The 17,978-nt window shown below is 76.7% G+C and carries 16 protein-coding genes, 1 tRNA gene and 1 pseudogene; 13 read left to right on the top strand and 5 right to left on the bottom strand.

Annotated features, from left to right (window positions below; all coding sequences use genetic code 11):
* Positions 1-45: 45 nt before the first annotated feature.
* The 3 genes and pseudogenes from LY71_RS19735 (at position 46) to holA (ending at position 4,425) form a co-directional block, all read left to right on the top strand.
* A complete protein-coding gene (locus LY71_RS19735; protein ID WP_106280922.1) occupies positions 46-990 on the top strand; it encodes a ComEA family DNA-binding protein in 945 nt (314 codons plus the stop codon).
* Positions 987-3,086: pseudogene (locus LY71_RS24275) on the top strand (ComEC/Rec2 family competence protein); the annotation flags it as partial. The gene LY71_RS19735 and the pseudogene LY71_RS24275, both read left to right, overlap by 4 nt.
* A 334-nt stretch (positions 3,087-3,420) precedes the next feature.
* Positions 3,421-4,425 (top strand): DNA polymerase III subunit delta, encoded by a 1,005-nt coding sequence (holA, locus tag LY71_RS24270; protein ID WP_245888122.1) that lies wholly within the window; start codon positions 3,421-3,423, stop codon positions 4,423-4,425.
* A 78-nt stretch (positions 4,426-4,503) separates the two neighbouring features.
* On the opposite strand, the gene rpsT is transcribed toward holA, so the two are convergent.
* Positions 4,504-4,764, bottom strand: a complete 261-nt coding sequence (rpsT, locus tag LY71_RS19725) for a 30S ribosomal protein S20 (RefSeq protein WP_091366828.1) — start codon at positions 4,762-4,764, stop codon at positions 4,504-4,506.
* A 176-nt stretch (positions 4,765-4,940) separates the two neighbouring features.
* On the opposite strand from rpsT, the gene lepA reads away from it, so the two are divergent.
* From lepA to LY71_RS19705, 4 genes are read left to right on the top strand one after another with little or no spacing between them, the layout of a single operon-like run.
* On the top strand, positions 4,941-6,785 hold the full coding sequence (gene lepA / locus LY71_RS19720) for a translation elongation factor 4 (RefSeq protein WP_106280919.1): 1,845 nt from the start codon (positions 4,941-4,943) through the stop codon (positions 6,783-6,785).
* Entirely contained in the window at positions 6,782-7,435 is a 654-nt protein-coding gene (locus LY71_RS19715; protein WP_106280916.1) for an MOSC domain-containing protein, read from the top strand. The genes lepA and LY71_RS19715 overlap by 4 nt, the downstream gene beginning before the upstream one ends.
* A gap of 59 nt (positions 7,436-7,494) precedes the next feature.
* Positions 7,495-8,199: an LppX_LprAFG lipoprotein gene (locus LY71_RS19710; protein WP_106280913.1), complete on the top strand. Its 705-nt coding sequence runs from the start codon at positions 7,495-7,497 to the stop codon at positions 8,197-8,199.
* Entirely contained in the window at positions 8,168-9,907 is a 1,740-nt protein-coding gene (locus LY71_RS19705; RefSeq protein WP_106280911.1) for an MFS transporter, read from the top strand. The genes LY71_RS19710 and LY71_RS19705 overlap by 32 nt, the downstream gene beginning before the upstream one ends.
* Here LY71_RS19705 and LY71_RS19700 read toward each other — a convergent pair.
* Complete coding sequence (locus tag LY71_RS19700; protein WP_106280910.1) at positions 9,897-10,862, bottom strand: zinc-binding dehydrogenase; 966 nt, start codon at positions 10,860-10,862, stop codon at positions 9,897-9,899. The genes LY71_RS19705 and LY71_RS19700 overlap by 11 nt on opposite strands.
* 49 nt (positions 10,863-10,911) lie before the next feature.
* A complete protein-coding gene (selD, locus tag LY71_RS19695; protein WP_211297440.1) occupies positions 10,912-11,919 on the bottom strand; it encodes a selenide, water dikinase SelD in 1,008 nt (335 codons plus the stop codon).
* Positions 11,920-11,942: 23 nt separating this feature from the next.
* On the opposite strand from selD, the gene LY71_RS23600 reads away from it, so the two are divergent.
* The 6 genes from LY71_RS23600 to LY71_RS19670 all read left to right on the top strand — a co-directional run bounded on the left by LY71_RS23600 (position 11,943) and on the right by LY71_RS19670 (position 16,947).
* Positions 11,943-12,038, top strand: a tRNA-OTHER gene (locus tag LY71_RS23600).
* A gap of 73 nt (positions 12,039-12,111) precedes the next feature.
* Positions 12,112-12,360, top strand: coding sequence for a carboxymuconolactone decarboxylase family protein (locus LY71_RS19690; protein ID WP_106280907.1), 249 nt, complete (start codon positions 12,112-12,114; stop codon positions 12,358-12,360).
* Between the two features lie 12 nt (positions 12,361-12,372).
* Positions 12,373-12,720 carry a carboxymuconolactone decarboxylase family protein gene (locus LY71_RS19685; RefSeq protein WP_106280905.1) on the top strand — a complete coding sequence of 116 codons (348 nt, stop codon included), beginning with the start codon at positions 12,373-12,375 and terminating at the stop codon, positions 12,718-12,720.
* Between the two features lie 43 nt (positions 12,721-12,763).
* Positions 12,764-14,074 (top strand): L-seryl-tRNA(Sec) selenium transferase, encoded by a 1,311-nt coding sequence (gene selA / locus LY71_RS19680; RefSeq protein ID WP_106280902.1) that lies wholly within the window; start codon positions 12,764-12,766, stop codon positions 14,072-14,074.
* A complete protein-coding gene (gene selB / locus LY71_RS19675; protein WP_106280899.1) occupies positions 14,065-15,810 on the top strand; it encodes a selenocysteine-specific translation elongation factor in 1,746 nt (581 codons plus the stop codon). Before selA ends, selB begins: the two co-directional genes overlap by 10 nt.
* Positions 15,811-15,999: 189 nt before the next feature.
* Positions 16,000-16,947 carry a polyphosphate kinase 2 family protein gene (locus LY71_RS19670; RefSeq protein ID WP_211297439.1) on the top strand — a complete coding sequence of 316 codons (948 nt, stop codon included), beginning with the start codon at positions 16,000-16,002 and terminating at the stop codon, positions 16,945-16,947.
* Positions 16,948-16,987: 40 nt separating this feature from the next.
* Here the strand turns inward: LY71_RS19670 and LY71_RS19665 are convergent, their stop codons facing one another.
* Together LY71_RS19665 and LY71_RS19660 are read right to left on the bottom strand one after the other, a co-directional pair.
* Entirely contained in the window at positions 16,988-17,146 is a 159-nt protein-coding gene (locus LY71_RS19665; RefSeq protein ID WP_106280897.1) for a heme biosynthesis protein HemY, read from the bottom strand.
* 32 nt (positions 17,147-17,178) lie between these two features.
* Complete coding sequence (locus tag LY71_RS19660; protein ID WP_106280895.1) at positions 17,179-17,946, bottom strand: enoyl-CoA hydratase-related protein; 768 nt, start codon at positions 17,944-17,946, stop codon at positions 17,179-17,181.
* Between the last annotated feature and the right edge of the window lie 32 nt (positions 17,947-17,978).

Raw genomic sequence — 17,978 nt, 5'->3', positions numbered from 1 at the left:
CGAGGGGCGGACCGGGACGGGAACGGCCCGCCTAGCGTCCGCCGGGTGCGCCTGACCTCCCGCCGCCCCGACGACGCCGACGTCATCCGTGCCCGCTTGCGGGCGCTGCTCGACGAGGGCCGGCGGTCCTCCGGCTGGCTGCCCGACGACGACCCCGTCCGGGACGCCCCGGTCACCGGCGTGGCCCTGCTCCGGCGGTCGGGTACGGGTGCCCCTGGGCTGCCCCTCGACGCGGACGACGACCTCGCGGACGACGACCTCGCGGACGACGACCTCGCGGACGACGACGACCCGGAGGAGCTGGACGACGGCGATCCGCGCGACGGGCTGCCGTCCGGCCTCGGGCGCCACCGCGCCCCCGCGCGGACGGTGCGCGTGGACCCCGGCCGTCGGGGCACCTGGGCGCTGTGGGTGTGCGGCCTGGCTGCTGCGCTGGCCGTCGCCGGCTGGACCTGGCTGGACCGGCCGAGCGTGCAGCCGGCCCCGGACGCCGGTCCTCCCGCGGCGGTGACCGGCAGTGCGCCCGCGTCCCCGCCGGTCGGCGAGGCCGCTGACGCGCAGGCCACCGTCGTCGTCTCGGTGGTCGGGCTGGTGGTCGCCCCCGGGCTGGTCACCCTGCCCGAGGGCGCGCGGGTGGCCGACGCCGTGGCTGCGGCCGGCGGACTGCTGCCCGGGGCCGACGCGACGTCGGTCAACCTCGCCGCGGTCGTCACCGACGGGCAGCAGATCGCCGTCGGGGTCCCCGGAGCAGCCGCCGGGGCCGCGCCGGACAGCGCCGGCGGGGGAGGGACGTCGGCCGGGCCGCTGGACCTCAACGCCGCGACGGCCACCGACCTCGACGCACTGCCGGGCATCGGGCCGGTGCTGGCCCAGCGCATCGTCGACCACCGCGGCGAGCACGGCCGGTTCACCAGCGTCGAGCAGCTCGACGACGTCCCCGGCATCGGACCGGCCATCTACGCCGAGCTGGCCGACCTGGTGCGCGTGTGAGCCGCCTCCCCGAGGGCCGCTGGACCTGGCTGGACCTGCGGCTCGTCCCCGTCGCGGCCGCCGTCTGGGGCGTCACCCTCCTGGCAGCGGTGCTGCCGCCCGCGGTCGTCGCCGCGTCGGCGGTCGCGGCCGTCCTCCTCGCCGGGCTCGTCCTGCGACGCCGCCGGGCCGGTGCCCGGGTGCTGCTCGCGGTGCTCGCCGCGGTGGCGGCGACGGCGACCTCCGCGGCCGTGCGCGGCGCCGACCGGGCCGCCTCGCCGCTGGCCGCGGTCGCGGGTCGCACCGTGGAGGTGGTGCTGGAGGTCGACGGTGACCCGCGGCGCGTGCGGGGCGCCGGAGCGCCCCGCACGGTCGTCGACGCGACCGTCCTGGAGGTCGACGACGGCAGCCGCCGGGGAGAGCTGACCGCCGGGGTCGTGCTGTTCGCCCCGGCGGAGGAGTGGGCCGGGGTGCTGCCCGGGCAGGCGGTCCGCACGCGGGTCGCGGTCACGTCCGCCGCCGCGTCCGAGGGCGTGGTCGCCCGGCTCTCCGCCCGGGGTCCGCCGGAGGTGCTCGGCCGGCCGCCGTGGGTGCAGCGCGCCGCGGGCGACCTGCGCGCCGGGCTGGCCGGGACGTCCGGACGGGTCGTCGGCGGTCCGGCCGGCGGGCTGCTGCCCGGGCTGGTCGTCGGCGACACGACCGGGATGGACGCCGTCCTCGAGGAGGACTTCCGCCGGGCCGGCCTGTCCCACCTGACGGCCGTCTCGGGTGCCAACGTCGCGATCGTCGTCACCGGGGTCCTCGCACCGCTGCGGCGCCGGGCGGTCGACCGCCGCGCGCAGGCGGTCGTCGCGGCGCTCGCGCTGGCCGGCTTCGTGGTGCTCGCCCGGCCCGAGCCCAGCGTCGTCCGGGCCGCCGCGATGGGCGCGGTCACCCTGCTGGCCCTGGCCACCGGCCGTGCCCGGGCTGCCGTGCCGGCGCTGTGCGCGTCGGCCACGGTCCTGCTGTGGCTCGACCCCGGACTGGCCCGCGACGCGGGCTTCGCCCTGTCGGTGGCCGCGACGGCGGCCATCGTGCTGCTGGCCCCCGGCTGGTCGGCGCACCTGCGGGAGCGCGGCTGGCCGCGAGCCGTGGCCGACGCGGTCGCCGTCGCCACGGCCGCCGGGCTGGCGACCGCCCCGCTGGTGGCCGGGCTGTCCGGCCTGGTCAGCCCGGTGTCGTTGCCGGCCAACCTGCTCGCCGCGCCCGCGGTGGCACCGGCGACGGTGCTCGGCCTGCTGGGGCTCCTGGCCGGACCGCTGGTGCCCCCGGTGGGCGACGCGCTGGTCTGGCTCGCCGGGTGGCCGGTGCGGTGGCTGGTGCTGGTGGCCCGGACCGCGTCGGGCCTGCCCGACGGCGCGACCGGGTGGCCGGCGGGCACCGGCGGCGCCGTCCTGCTCACCGTCGTGCTCCTCGGCGCCGGCCTGCTCCTGTGGCGCCACCCGCGGCTGCGCCCGCTCGCGCTCGCCGTCCTGCTGGGTCTGCTGCTCCTGGGCTGGCCGCTGCGCCAGGTGGCCGACGGGTGGCCGCCGGCGGAGGCGGTCCTGGTCGCCTGCGACGTCGGGCAGGGCGACGCGCTGGTCGTGCCGACGGGACCGGGGGAGGCCGTCCTCGTCGACGCGGGCCCCGACGTCGGCCCGGTGGACCGCTGCCTGGACCGGCTGGGCGTCGACCGGCTGCCGCTGGTGCTGCTCTCGCACCTCGACGCCGACCACGTCGGCGGGCTGGCCGGCGCGCTCGGCGGGCGGGACGTCGGCGTGGTCGCCACCGGCACGCTCTCGCCGGCCGAGAAGCGGGCACCCGCGCTCGACGGGGCCGCCGACCGGGCCGGTGCGCGGCGGGAGGTGCTGCGGCCGGGGGACCGGCGGGTGGTCGGCACGGCGGTGCTGGAGGTGCTCGCCCCGCCGCCGGAGATCGCCTCGGCGGCCGCCGAGGCCAACGACCTGTCGACGGTCGTGCGGGTCACCCAGCGGGGGGTCCGCGTGCTGCTCACCGGCGACCTGAGCGCGGCGGCGGAGTCCCGCATCCTCGACCGGGGCGTCGACCTGGGCGCCGACGTCCTGAAGGTCCCGCACCACGGCAGCGCCGACGCCGACCCGGCGTTTCTCGCCGCCTCCGGGGCGCGCGTCGCGCTGGTCTCGGTCGGGGCCGACAACACCTACGGCCACCCCGCGCCGAGGCTGCTGTCCTGGCTGCAGCAGGCCGGGATGCGGGTGCACCGCACCGACCGGGAGGGCGACCTCGCCGTCGTCGGGTCGGCCGACGACTGGGGCGTCACCGCGCGCGGCAGGTCCGGGAGGACCGCCGCGGCGACTGCAGGAGGGAAGCCCGCCGACGGCGTCCCGGCGACCCCGCCGCGCCACCTCGACGTACGCCGGCCGTCCCGTCACCCCGGCGTGACACCATCGCGCCGTGGCAGCAGCACCCCCGGCACCGACCTCCCGGCTGCGGGCCGTCGTCGGCGAGGAGGAGCTGCTGCGCTCCCGCGCGGTCGCCGCCGTGCGGGCCGCCGTCCTCGAGCGCCACCCCGACGCGGAGGTGCACGAGCTGGCCGCGCTCGGCCTGCCGGTGGGGCAGCTGGCCGACGTCCTGGCGCCCTCGCTGTTCGGCGGGCACCGGCTCGTCGTCGTCGGCGGGGTGCACGAGGCCGCCGCGGCCCTGGTCGACGCGCTGAGGAGCTACTGCGCCGACCCCGACCCGGACCTGACGCTGGTCGTCGTGCACCACGGCGGCAAGCGCAACGAGGCCCTGCTCAAGACCCTCACCGCCGCCGGCGCCGCCGTCGACGACTGCCCGAAGATCTCCTCCGGGGGCGACCGGGCGGCGTTCGTCCGCAACGAGGTGCGCGGGGCCGGCGGCCGGATCACGGCCGACGCGGTCACCGCCCTCGTCGACGCCGTGGGGGCCGACCTGCGGGCGCTGTCCTCGGCGGCCACCCAGCTGGTCGCCGACTTCGGCGGCACGATCGACGCCGACGCGGTCGCGCGCTTCCACCGCGGGCAGGCCGAGGTCACCGGCTTCACCGTCGCCGAGCGGGTGCTCGTCGGCGACCGGCAGGGCTCGCTGGAGATGTTGCGCTGGGCGCTCGACCGCGGGGTGGCCCACGTGCTCATCGCCGACGCCATCGCCGACGGCGTCCGCACCGCCGCGCGGGTCACCTCGCTGAACACCACCAACACCGGCGAGCTCGCGCGGGCGCTGAAGCTGCCGCCGTGGAAGGTGAAGAAGGCCCAGACCCAGGCCCGCGGGTGGACCATCGACGGGCTGCAGCAGGCGATCGGCGTCGCCGCCGAGCTCAACGCCGACGTCAAGGGCGTGGCGGCCAGCGCCGACTACGCGCTGGAGCGGGCCGTCCGCCGCATCGTCGCCATCCGGGCGGTCACCGGCCGCGCCGCCCGAAGCCGCGCCGGCTCCTGATCCGGGCGACCGGCCCCGAGACGCGGCGAGCCCCGTCCCTCGCGGGGACGGGGCTCGCCGGGAGCGCTGGAGCGCAGGTCAGAGGCTGGCGAAGTGCTTGGCCATGCCCGACTTGCGGTTCGCCGCCTGGTTCTTGTGGATGATGCCCTTGCTGGCGGCCTTGTCGAGCGCCTTGCTGGCGTGGGCCAGGGCGGTGCCGGCAGCCGCGGTGTCCCCGGACGCGGCGGCCGTGCGGAAGCGGCGGACGGCCGTCTTCAGGGCGGACTTGACGGCGACGTTGCGCTGGCGCGCCTTCTCGTTCGTCTTGTTCCGCTTGATCTGGGACTTGATGTTCGCCACGCGTGAGCCTCGGTGTCTCGCAGAGATGGGAGTCTGACAGTGCGTCCGGACGGCGTGCGTCAGCGGACCGGCCTGCCAGGTTACCAGCGCGCGCGGCGGCGTCCCACCCCGGTCGCGCAGGCCCTCCCGGCACGGTGCTCCGCAGCAGCCGCCCGCCGTGGGACGATGGCGGCACTGTGACGACTCCCGCTGCCACCGATCCCACCCGGATCCGGAACTTCTGCATCATCGCCCACATCGACCACGGCAAGTCGACGCTGGCCGACCGGATGCTCGAGGTGACCGGGATCATCGAGGCGCGGCAGATGCGCGCGCAGTACCTCGACCGGATGGACATCGAACGCGAGCGCGGCATCACCATCAAGGCGCAGAACGTCCGCCTGCCCTGGACTCCGCGGACGGGTGACGCAGCCGGCGACGAGTACGTGCTCGACATGATCGACACCCCGGGCCACGTCGACTTCACCTACGAGGTGTCCCGCTCGCTGGCCGCCTGCGAGGGCGCCGTCCTGCTCGTCGACGCCGCCCAGGGCATCGAGGCGCAGACCCTGGCCAACCTCTACCTGGCCCTGGAGAACGACCTCACGATCATCCCGGTGCTCAACAAGATCGACCTGCCGGCCGCCCAGCCGGAGAAGTACGCCGCGGAGATCGCGCACATCATCGGCTGCGACCCCGGGGACGTGCTGCGGGTCAGCGGCAAGACCGGCGAGGGCGTGCCCGAGCTGCTCGACCAGATCGTCGCGCAGATCCCGGCCCCGGTCGGGGACGCCGACGCCCCGGCCCGCGCGATGATCTTCGACAGCGTCTACGACATCTACCGCGGCGTCATCACCTACGTGCGCGTCGTCGACGGCCGGATCGCCAGCCGCGAGCGGATCAAGATGATGTCCACCGGCGCCACCCACGAGCTGCTCGAGATCGGCGTCATCTCGCCCGAGCCCAAGCCGGTCGACGGCCTCGGCGTCGGCGAGGTCGGCTACTTCATCACCGGCGTGAAGGACGTCCGCCAGTCCCGCGTCGGTGACACCGTCACGCTGCAGCACAAGCCGGCCGCCGAGGCGATCGGCGGCTACAGCGACCCCAAGCCGATGGTCTACTCCGGCCTGTACCCGATCGACGGCAGCGAGTACCCGCTGCTGCGCGAGGCGCTGGACAAGCTGCTGCTCAACGACGCCGCGCTCACCTACGAGCCGGAGACCTCCGCGGCGCTCGGGTTCGGGTTCCGCGTCGGCTTCCTCGGCCTGCTGCACCTGGAGATCGTCCGCGAGCGCCTCGAGCGCGAGGCCGGCATCAGCCTCATCTCCACCGCGCCCAACGTCGTCTACCGGGTGGTCATGGAGGACGGCACCGAGCACACCGTCACCAACCCCAGCGACTGGCCCGAGGGCAAGATCGACACGGTCTACGAGCCGGTCGTCAACGCCACGATCATCGCGCCCAGCGACTACACCGGCGCGATCATGGAGCTGTGCCAGAGCCGGCGCGGCCAGCTCGGCGGCATGGACTACCTCAGCGAGTCCCGCGTCGAGCTGCGCTACACGCTGCCGCTCGGCGAGATCATCTTCGACTTCTTCGACGCGCTGAAGTCGCGCACCCGCGGCTACGCCAGCCTCGACTACGCCGAGGCCGGCGAGCAGGAGTCGAAGCTGGTCAAGGTCGACATCCTGCTGCAGGGCGAGCCGGTCGACGCGTTCAGCGCGATCGTGCACAAGGACAAGGCCTACGGCTACGGCGTGATGATGGCCGGCAAGCTGCGCGAGCTCATCCCGCGCCAGCAGTTCGAGGTGCCCATCCAGGCCGCCGTCGGCTCGCGGGTCATCGCCCGCGAGACGGTGCGCGCCATCCGCAAGGACGTCCTCGCCAAGTGCTACGGCGGTGACATCACCCGCAAGCGGAAGCTGCTGGAGAAGCAGAAGGAGGGCAAGAAGCGGATGAAGATGGTCGGCCGGGTCGAGGTCCCGCAGGAGGCCTTCGTCGCCGCGCTGTCCACCAGCGAGCCCTCCTCCGCCAAGAAGTGACCGCCGGCCGCATCGAGGCCGTCTGCGTCGTCGGCGACCTCCTCCCGGTGCCCGGCCGCCGGCCGGACCGCAGCGGCATCGACAAGCGCCCGGTGACCGGCCGGGTCGCCGTCCGGGAGCTGGGGCTCGACGGCGACGTCCAGGTCAACCGGAAGCACCACGGCGGCGAGGGGCAGGCGGTGTACGCCTTCGCCCAGGAGGACGCCGACGTGTGGGCCGCCGAGCTCGACCGCGACCTGCCGGCGGGCCGGTTCGGCGAGAACCTGCGGACGGCGGGACTCGACCTCACCGGCGCCGAGATCGGCGAGCACTGGCGGGTGGGGACGACGCTGCTCGAGGTGACGGCGCCGCGCACGCCGTGCGCCAACTTCGCCCGGTTCTGGGGGGTCCCCGACCTGGTGAAGCGGTTCGCCGCGCGCGGTGCCACCGGCGCCTACCTGCGGGTGCTCGAGACCGGCGACGTCGGGGCGGGCGACGAGGTGACCGTCGTGCACCGGCCGGGCCACGGCGTCACCACCGGCCTGGCCTTCCGGGCCCTCACCACCCAGCCCTACCGGATCCCGCAGCTCGAGCCGGCACTCGCGTCGTTCCCGGTCAGGGCGCAGGCCCGGCTCGCCGGGCGGATCGCCCGCGCCACCGCCCGGACCTGAGCCACCGGGCGCGCTACCGTGCCCGCGCCGGGCCCACCGGCGTCGACGGGGAGGTCGGGATGGTGCTGCGCCGCGCTGCGGGACCGGCTGCCGCGCTGGCGGCCGGGCTGGTGGTCGCGCTCACCGGCTGCGGCGGCGGGGAGCCCGAGGAGACCGCCGACCAGCTGCTCGCCCGCGCCACGACCACCCTCGACGAGGCCCGCAGCCTGCACTTCGTGCTCACCAGCGAGGGCGCGCCGACCACGGGCACCGAGCTGGTCGGTGGCGAGGGCGACGTCGCCCGTCCCGCGTCGTTCCAGGGGACGCTGCAGGTGCTGTCCGCGGGCGCGCCGCTCGATCTCGCCGTCGTCTCGGTCGACGGCACCGTGTACGCGCAGCTGCCCTTCACCACCGGCTACAGCGTCGTCGACCCCGCCCAGTTCGGCTTCGGCGACCCCGGCGCCCTGCTCGACCCCGACACCGGCATCTCGCAGCTGCTCGAGCAGGCGGACTCCGCCGAGCTGGGGGAGGAGCGCCGGGTGGACGGCGAGGTGGTGCGCGAGGTGACCGCCGAGCTGCCCGGCGACCTGGTCGAGCGAGTGCTCACCAGCGAGGACCCCAGTCGGCCGGTGGACGCGCGCTTCTCCGTGGCCACCCGGAGTGGCGAGCTGCGCCGCGCCGAGCTGACCGGTCCCTTCTACACCGCCGGCCAGGACGCCACGTTCACCCTCGAGCTCAGCGACTTCGGCGCCGATGTCGAGATCACCGCACCGCCTGCCAGCTGACCCGGAGGAGGCCCGCCGCCCGGTCCCGGGGCTGCCGCTGGTCGTCCTGGCGACGCTGGCGGTGCTGGTCACCGCGGCCGACACCTACGTCGTCGTCCTCGCCCTGCCGGACGTCCTCGCCGGGGTCGGCGTCGCCATCGACGAGCTGCAGCGGGCGACGCCGATCATCGGTGGCTTCCTGCTCGGCTACACCGCCACGCTGCCGCTGCTCGGGCGCCTCGCCGACCTGCGCGGCCGGGTGCCGGTGCTGGCCGGCTGCCTGCTGCTGTTCGCCCTCGGCTCGCTGCTGACCGCGACGGCGACCGGCCTGGGCCCCGCCGTGGCCGGCCGCGGACTGCAGGGCGTCGGTGCCGGCGGGCTGGTGCCGGCGACGCTCGCGCTGGTCGCCGACCGCTGGCCGCCCGAGCGGCGCGCGGTGCCGCTGGGCGTGGTCGGCGCGGTGCAGGAGGCCGGCGCGGTCATCGGCCCGCTGGCCGGCGCCGCGGTGCTCGCGGTGGCCGACTGGCGGGCGGTGTTCTGGCTCAACCTGCTGCTCGGGCTGGGCCTGGCCGGCGGGGTCGTCCTCACCGGGCGGGGACGCCGGCCCGACCCCGCCGGACTGGTGCTGCTGCTGGTCGCCGGTGCCGCCCTCGGCCTGCTGCTGGCCGAGCCCGCGGTGCTCGCCGAGGACGTCACCCTCGGCCTGGCCTGGGTGCCGCTGCTCGACGGCGTGGCCGCCTCCACGCCGCTGCTGCTGACGGCCGTGGTCGCCGGTGCCGCGCTGGTGGCCCGCGCCCTCGCCACCCCGGACGGTGCGGTGCTGCCGCTGCGGGGGCTGCCGCGGCTGGTGCGCGAGGTCGACGTCGTGGGCTCGCTGCTCGCCGTCGTCGCGCTCGGGTCGCTGGTGTGGGCGTTCGCCGCCGCCGACCCGGCCACCGAGGTGGTCGCCCACGGCCCGGTGCTGCTGCCGGTCGCCGCGGCAGCCGGCGCGGGGTTCTGGCTGCACGAGCGGCGCACGCCCGACCCGGTGCTGCCGCTGCGCGAGCTGCGACCGGTGGGGGCGTGGGGCGCGCTGCTGGTGAACCTGCTGGTGGGCGTGGCGCTGGTGGCCGCGCTGGTCGACGTCCCGCTGTTCGCCCGGGCGACGACGACGCCCGGCGACCAGCTCGGCGCCGCGCTGGTGCTGCTGCGGCTGCTCGTCGGGGTGCCGGTGGGCGCGGTGGCCGGCGGGTGGCTGTGCCGGGTGGTCGCGCCGCGGGTCGTGGCCGCCGGCGGGATGGCGCTGGCCGCGCCGGCGCTGTGGGCGATGACCGGCTGGGACGAGACCTCGCTGGACGGCCGGTGGTCCACGGTCGTGCTGCTGGCCGCGGGCCTGGGCTTCGGCCTGGCGATCGCGCCGGTCAACGCGGTGCTCCTGGCGGTCACCAGCCCCGCGGTGCACGGCAGCGCCGGCGCGCTGGCCGTCGTCGCCCGGACCGTCGGGATGCTGGTGGGGCTCTCGCTGCTCACCGCCGTCGCGCTGCGCCGGTTCACCGCCGAGGTGGCGGCGATCGGCTCGCCGCTGACGATCTGCCCCACGTCGCCGGCCGACTGCCCCGCCTACGAGGCGGCCACCGACGCCGCCGTCCTCACCCAGCTGCACACGGTGTTCGCCGGGGCCGCGGTCGCCGCCGGGCTGGCGGCGGCCGCGGCGCTGCTCCTGCTGCGGGAGCGCCCGCTCAGACGGTGAAGACGATCTTGCCGGCGGTGCGGCCCTCGAGCATGCGGGCGAAGCCGTCGCGGGCCTGCTCCAGCGGCAGCTCGACGTCGATGATCGGGCGGGCGCCGGTGGCCACGCACATCCGCACCAGCGCCTCGAGCTCGTCGCGGGTGCCCATCGTGGAGCCGATGACCGACAGCTGGGTGAAGAAGACCCGGTTGAGCTCGGCGCTGGGGTCGTGGCCGGTGGTGGCCCCCGAGGTGACGATGACGCCGCCGGGCTTGAGCGACTTGACGCTGTGGCTCCAGGTCGCCTTGCCGACGGTCTCCATCACCCCGTCGACCCGCTCGGGCAGCCGCGCGCCGGTCTCGAACGCCTGCTCGGCGCCCAGGTCCAGCGCCGCCTGCCGCTTCTCCTCGCTGCGGCCGGTGACCCACACGCGGAAGCCGGCGGCCTTGCCGAGCACCACCAGCGCGGTCGCGACGCCGCCGCTGGCGCCTTGCACGAGCACGGTGTGCCCGGGGCGCAGCCCGGACTTGACGAAGAGCATGCGGTAGGCGGTCAGCCAGGCGGTGGGCAGGCAGGCGGCCTGGGCGAAGGACAGCTCGGCCGGCTTGGGCAGCACGTTGCGCCGGGGGACGGCGACCCGCTCGGCCATCGTGCCCTGGTAGAGCTCGGAGAACAGCGTGCGCTTCGGGTCGAGGGTCTCGTCGCCGGTCCAGCCGGGGGTGGAGACGACGCCGTGGACGACGACCTCGTTGCCGTCCTCGTCCAGGCCGGCCGCGTCGGTGCCCAGGATCATCGGCATCCGCTCCTGCGGCAGCCCGACGCCGCGGAGGCTGAACAGGTCGTGGTGGTTGAGCGAGACGGCCTTCACCTGCACCGTCGTCCAGCCGTCGGGCACCTCGGGGTCGGGGCGGTCACCGACCTCCAGGACGGAGAGCGGGTCGTCGGGCGAGGGCGTGGAGACGAAGACGGCGCGCATGCGCCGGACGTTAGGACACCGCCGCCCGGCGGGCGACAGCGCGCCGCCGTCAGCGGACGACGACGACGTGTTCCTGCCGCGGGACGAACTCGCCGATGACCGGGGCGCCGGGCACCTCGCCGCCGAGCAGCAGCCCGCCGGAGGTCTGCGCGTCGGCCAGCAGCAGCGCCTCGTCCGCGGGGACGGCGGAGAGGTCGACGTGCGGCCGCACCCAGTCGAGGTTGCGCCGCGTCCCGCCGGAGACGAAGCCGGCGGCCAGCGCCTCGCGGGCCCCGGCCAGGTAGGGAACGGCGGCGGCGTCGACCACGGCGGTCACCCCGCTGGCCCGCGCCATCTTGTACAGGTGGCCGAGCAGGCCGAAGCCGGTGACGTCGGTGCCGGCGCGGATCCCCGCCGCCACCGCGGCCCGCCCGGCGTCGCGGTTGAGCGCCGTCATCGAGGCCACCGCCTCCTCGCTCACCTCGCCGGTGGCCTTCATCCGGCTGTTGAGCACCCCGACGCCCAGCGGCTTGGTCAGCGACAGCGGCGTCCCGGCCACGGCGGCGGCGTTGGTGATCACCCGGTCGACGTCGACCACGCCGGTGACCGCCATGCCGTACTTGGGCTCGGGGTCGTCGATCGAGTGGCCGCCGCCGACGTGGCAGCCGGCCTCCTGGGCCACCTCGAGCCCGCCGCGCAGCACCTCGGCGGCGAGCTCGGCCGGCAGCGCGTCGCGCGGCCAGCCGAGCAGGTTGACGGCCACGACCGGGGTGCCGCCCATGGCGTAGACGTCGGAGAGCGCGTTGGCGGCGGCGATGCGGCCGAACGTGTGCGCGTCGTCGACCACCGGGGTGAAGAAGTCGGTGGTGAGCACCAGCCCCTGCCCCCCGGCGATCCGGACCACGGCGGCGTCGTCGCCGTCGTCCAGGCCGACGACGAGCTCGGCGGCCGGGTCGCGGGGGCCGGTGGCGGTGAGTCCGGCGACGACGGCCTCCAGCTCACCGGGCGGGATCTTGCAGGCGCAGCCGCCGCCGTGCGCGTACTGGGTGAGCCGGATCCGTGCGGGGGCGGTGGTCACCGCCTCACCGTAGGCTCCCCGGTGGAGGCGTCAGGGCGCCTGGTGGCCCCCGCGGCCTCTAAAGCCGACGTGGCCGAGCAGCTCGGTCAGGCGGGTTCGATTCCCGTCCGCCTCCGCCAGCTCGTCGTCCGGTCGGGGACGTGCCGTCCCCGGCCGGACACCCGGGACAGCGACGTCCGAGGAGGCCCGACGGTGGCACGCATCCCCCTGGTCTCGGGGAACGACCCCGACGCCGACCCCAAGGCCCGCGCCCTGCTGGGGGTGGTCCGGGAGAGCCGTGGGCGCGAGGTGAACGTCTACCGCGGCATCGCCAACCACCCGGACATCCTCGAGGCGGTGCTCCAGCTCGGGCAGGTCGCCTACTTCCGCAACAGCCTCGACCCGGTGCAGCGGGAGCTGGCGTACTACACCTCCGCCGTCACCAACGAGTGCTTCTACTAGACGCCCACCCACGTGGTGCTCGGTCGGAGCGCCGGTATCAGCGACGAGCAGATGGCCCACGTCCTCGACGACCCGCTGCCCGAGGGGCTGTTCACCCCGGACCAGGCGGCGATCGTGGTGTTCTGCCGGAAGTCCACGCTCATGCAACCCATCGACGACGCGACGTGGGCGGCGCTGCGCGAGCACTTCACCGTGCAGCAGGTCCTGGAGATCACCTTCACCTGCGGCCTCAACCAGATGATCAGCCGGTTCCACGCCGCCGTCCGCACCGACGTCGACGCCGAGACGATGGACCAGCTGGGCACCTCCTGCCCGGTCCGGCTCCCGCAGCTCCCCGCCGACGGCGCGGACGGGGGCTGACCTCCCGGCCCGGACGGTCGCGCGCGACCTACGCTCGGCGGCGATGAGCGCCGACCCGCGGCGGGCCGTGCCCCGCACCGACACGCTGCTCGCCGACCCCGCGGTGGCCGCCGCGTGCGCCCGGCTGGGCCGCGAGCTGGTCAAGGACGCCGTCCGCGCCGTCCAGCAGCAGGTCCGCGACGGGCGACTCGACGCCGGGGACGCCGTCGCCGCCGTCCTGGCCGCGCTGCCCCGGACGGCGGGCAGCCTGCGGCCGGTGCTCAACGCCACCGGCGTCGTGGTGCACACCAACCTCGGGCGGGCACCGCTGTCGCCGGCCGCGGTCGAGGCCGTCGTCGCGGCCAGCGGCACCACCGACGTCGAGCTCGACCTGGGCACCGGCCGCCGCGGCCCGCGCGGGGAGGCGGCGCTGGCCGCGCTGCTGGCGGCCGTGCCGGCGGCCGAGGCGGCGATCGTGGTGAACAACTGCGCGGCCGCCCTCGCGCTGGTGGCCACCGCGCTCGGCGGCGAGCTGGTCATCGCCCGCGGCGAGCTGGTGGAGATCGGCGACGGCTTCCGCATCCCCGAGCTGCTGGAGGCCACCGGTGCCCGGCTGCGCGAGGTGGGGACGACCAACCGGGTGGCGCTCGAGGACTACGCGGGGGCGCTGGGCCCGGACACCGGCGCGGTGCTCAAGGTGCACCCGTCGAACTTCGTCGTCCGCGGGTTCACCCGGGCGGTGCCGGTGGCGTCGCTCGCGGGAGCGCTCGCCGGGACCGGGGTGCCGCTGGTGGCCGACGTCGGTTCGGGGCTGCTGCGGCCGCACCCGGCGCTGCCCGAGGAGCCGGACCTGCAGACGACGCTCGCCGACGGCGCCGACCTGGTGCTCGCCAGCGGCGACAAGTTGCTCGGCGGCCCGCAGGCGGGGCTGGTGCTGGGCCGCGCCGAGCTGGTGCAGCGGCTGCGCCGGCACCCGCTGTACCGGGCGCTGCGGGTGGACAAGACGACGCTCGCGGCGCTGGAGGCCACGCTGCGCGGCCCGCTGCCGCCGGTGCAGGAGATGCTCGCCGCCGACGTCGAGGGGTTGCGCGCGCGGGCGGCCGCGCTGGTCGCCCGGCTGGTCGCCGCCGGCGTCGACGCCCGCGCGGTGGACTCGGCGGCCCGCGTCGGGGGCGGTGGGGCGCCGGAGCACCCGCTGCCCAGCGCCGCGGTCTCGCTGCCCGAGCCGTTCGCCGGGCCGCTGCGGCTCGGCGCCTCGCCGGTCGTGGGGTACGTGGCCGACGGGCGCACGCTGCTGGACCTGCGCAGCGTGCCGCCGGCGTGCGACGGCGACCTGGCCGCCGCGGTGCTGGAGGTGGCCGGCCGGTGGAGGTGATCGCCACCGCCGGTCACGTCGACCACGGCAAGTCGACGCTGGTCCGCGCGCTCACCGGCATGGAGCCCGACCGGTGGGAGGAGGAGCGCCGCCGCGGGCTGACCATCGACCTCGGCTTCGCCTGGACGACGCTGCCCTCGGGCCGGGTGGTCGCCGTCGTCGACGTCCCCGGGCACGAGCGGTTCGTCGGCAACATGCTGGCCGGCGTCGGCCCGGTGCCGGCCGCGCTGGTCGTGGTGGCGGCCGACGACGGCTGGTCGGCGCAGACCGCCGAGCACGTCGCCGTCCTCGACGCGCTCGGCGTGCGGCACGCGCTGCTCGCCGTCACCAAGGCCGACCTCGCCGACCCCGCGCCGGTGCTCGCCGACGCCACCGAGCGGCTGGCCGCGACGTCGATGGGCGCGGTGCCGGGCGTGGCCGTCAGCGCGCCGACCGGGCGGGGTGTGCCCGAGCTGGCCGCCGCCCTGGAGACGCTGCTGGCCGGGCTGCCCGCGCCCGACCCCGCCGCGCCCGTGCGGCTGTGGATCGACCGGGCGTTCCCCATCCGCGGGGCCGGCACGGTGGTCACCGGGACGCTCGCCGCGGGGACCGTGGCCGCCGGCGACCGGCTGCTGCTCGGCGGGCGCGAGGTGGGCGTGCGCGGCGTGCAGTCGCTGGGGCGGCCGGTGGACCGGGCGTCCGCCACCGCCCGGGTGGCGCTCAACCTGCGGGGCGTCGCGGTCGAGGACCTCTCCCGCGGCGACGCGCTGCTCACCCCGGGCGCGTTCCGGTCCACCGCCGAGGTCGACGTCGTGCTGGCGCGCGAGCCGGAGGACCAGCTGCCGGCCGAGGCGGTGCTGCACGTCGGCTCGGCGGCGGTGCCGGTGCGGGTGCGCCCGCTGGAGGGGGCGGCGGTGCGGCTGCGGCTGGCCGGCCCGCTGCCGCTGCGGGTGGGCGACCGGGTGCTGCTGCGCGACCCGGGCGCCCGCCGGGTGCTCGGCGCCGACGTCCGCGACGTCGCCCCGCCCGAGCTGCGCCGCCGCGGCGCGGCCCGGCAGCGCGCCGCCGAACTGGACGGGCAGGACACCGGGCCCGCCGGTGCGGCCGCCGACCTGGCACGGCGCCGGGTGGTGCGCGCCGACGACTTCACCGCGATGGGCTGGCCGGTGCCCGACGACGCCGTCCGCGCCGGGCCGTGGCTGCTCGCGCCCGGGCTGGTCGACGAGCTCGCGCGGCGGGTGCCCGGGCTGGTCGCCGCCCACCGGCAGGCGCACCCGCTGGAGCCGGGGCCGCCGGTGGCGCTCGTCCGGCGCGAGCTGGACCTGCCCGCGGACGACCTGGTCGGGCTCGTCGTCCGCACGCCCCTGGCGCTGCGCGGGGGACGCGTGGTGGTGGCCGCCGCCGGCCTCCCGCCGGCGGTGCAGCGCGCGGTCGACGCCGTCCGCGCCCGGCTGGCGGGGAACCCGTTCGCCGCGCCCGACGCCGAGGAGCTGCGCGCCGCGCGGCTCGGTCCGCGCGAGCTGGCCGCGGCGGTGCGCGACGGGCAGCTCGTGCGCGTCGCGGAGGGGGTCTACCTGGCGCCGGGGGTCGAGGAGCAGGCGCGGGCGCGCCTGCTCGCGGTGCCGCAGCCGTTCACCCTCAGCCAGGCCCGCTCGGCCTGGGGGACGTCTCGGCGCGTGGCCGTGCCGCTGATGGAGTGGCTGGACGCGCGCGGGGTGACCGAGAAGCTGCCGGACGCCACCCGCCGGCTGCGCTGACCCCCACGGCGCGGATGGGGGGACTGTCCCGGTGCGGTCGGTCGTGCTCTGCCCACACCGGCGGGGCAGAGCACGACCGACCCGAGGACCGACGGTTCCGCGCGGGCGGTAGGGACGGCGGCGCCCGGGGTACTGCCCGCACCCGCTCGGCGCGGTGTGCCGGGGAGGACCGTCACCCGGGAGGTCGGCATGGCCGGCAGGACGAGCGCCGCGGGCGGGACCGCGGCCGAGTCGCGCGAGACCCGCACCGCCGCACGGTCGGCCGCCGGCCGGCAGTCGCGGGCCGCGCGGCCGGAGCAGGTCGTGGTGGCCGACCCACCGCCGGAGCCGGACTACCCCCGCTACCGCGTCGAGCCGGGTGCCGGTGTCCGGCTGGCCGACGTCGACCCCGACGAGTCCGAGCACTTCGGGCGCAAGAAGGACGCCGCCGACGAGCTCGCCCACCACCGCGACCGGATCGCCGACCTGCAGGCCCGGCTCTACGCGGAGAACCGGCGCAGCCTGCTCCTGGTGCTGCAGGCCATGGACACCGGCGGCAAGGACGGCACCATCAAGCACGTCTTCCGCGGCGTGAACCCGCAGGGCTGCCAGGTCTCGTCGTTCAAGGCGCCGAGCGCGGAGGAGTCGGCCCACGACTTCCTCTGGCGCTACCACCAGCGGGTGCCCTCGCGCGGGATGATCGGCATCTTCAACCGCTCGCACTACGAGGACGTGCTGGTGGTGCGGGTGAAGGGGCTGGTGCCGGAGGAGGTCTGGCGGCCCCGCTACGACGTCATCAACCAGTTCGAGCAGGCGCTCTCGCTCAGCGGCGTCACGGTGCTCAAGTTCTACCTGCACATCTCCCGGGACGAGCAGAAGCGCCGCCTGGAGAGCCGGCTCGCCGACCCCGACAAGCGGTGGAAGTTCTCCGCCAACGACCTGCGCGAGCGCCGCTACTGGGACGACTACATGGCCGCCTTCGAGGAGGCCCTCGGCAACACGTCGACCGACGTCGCCCCCTGGTACGTCGTGCCGGCCAACAACAAGTGGTACCGCAACCTGGTGATCGCCCGGACCATCGCCGACACCCTCGAGGCGATGGACCCGCGGTACCCGGCGCCCGAGGAGGGCCTCGACGCGGTGACGGTCGACGACTGAGCCGGGACCCCGCAGGGGCCACACGGACCGCTGCGGGCGGTCAGGCGCCGCCGGCGTCGCGCAGCAGCCGGTCCCGCTCGTCGCTCTCGGTGGCGGCCGGGCGCGTCGCGGAGGTGTCCACCGTCTCCACGGTGTCCTCGGGGTCGACGGGCTGCGGCAGGGAGCGGAAGCGGGCGCGGGGGTCCTCCGGTGCGGTCACGCCCGCAGGGTCCCGCGCACCCGCGGCCGGCGCTAGGAGGCCGGCACCCAGCGCGCCGGCCGCTTCTCCCGGAAGGCCGCGATCCCCTCCTGCCCCTCCTCGCCGGCGAACGCCCGCGCGGAGAGGTCGAGCAGGTCGTCGAAGGAGCCGCGCAGCCCGCCCGCCCGCAGCAGCCGCTTGGTCTCGGCCAGCGCCCACGGCGAGCCCGCGGCCAGCGCCCGCACCTGCGCCTCGACGGCGGCGTCCACCTCGTCGTCGGGCACGGCGAGGTCGACCAGCCCGCCGGCGGCCGCGGCGGCGGCGTCGAAGACCTCACCGGTCAGCATCAGCCGGTGCGCCACGTGCGGCAGCACCCGTGGCAGCACCACTGCCGAGATCACCGCGGGCACGATGCCCAGCCGCACCTCCGAGAAGGCGAAGGTCGCCGAGGCGCCGGCCACGACGACGTCGCAGGCGGCCAGCAGCCCGACCCCGCCGGCCCGCGCGGGACCCCGCACGGTGGCCACCACGGGCTTGGGGGCGGTCCAGATCCGCTCGAGCAGCTCGGGCAGCTCGCGCACGCCCTGGTCGCCGGCGCCCGCCCCGGCCGCCTCGGTGAGGTCCATGCCCGAGCAGAACACCCGGCCGGTGTGGTCGAGCGCGACGACCCGCACCGCATCGTCGGTCAGCGCGGCGTCGAGCGCCTCGCGCAGCCGGGCCCGCACCGCGCGGGAGAGGGCGTTGCGGTTGGCGGGGGAGTCGAGCGTGAGGGTCGCCACCCCGCGCTCGACCGAGACCTGCAGCACGTCGTCGTCAGCCACGACCGGACATCCTGCCCGGCGCGGCACACTGG

This window comes from Geodermatophilus tzadiensis, assembly GCF_003002915.1.
In the GTDB taxonomy this organism is placed as follows: Bacteria; Actinomycetota; Actinomycetes; order Mycobacteriales; family Geodermatophilaceae; genus Geodermatophilus; species Geodermatophilus tzadiensis.
The sequence above is the reverse complement of the archived record's forward strand: the minus strand, read 5'-3'. Positions and strand labels throughout refer to the sequence as shown.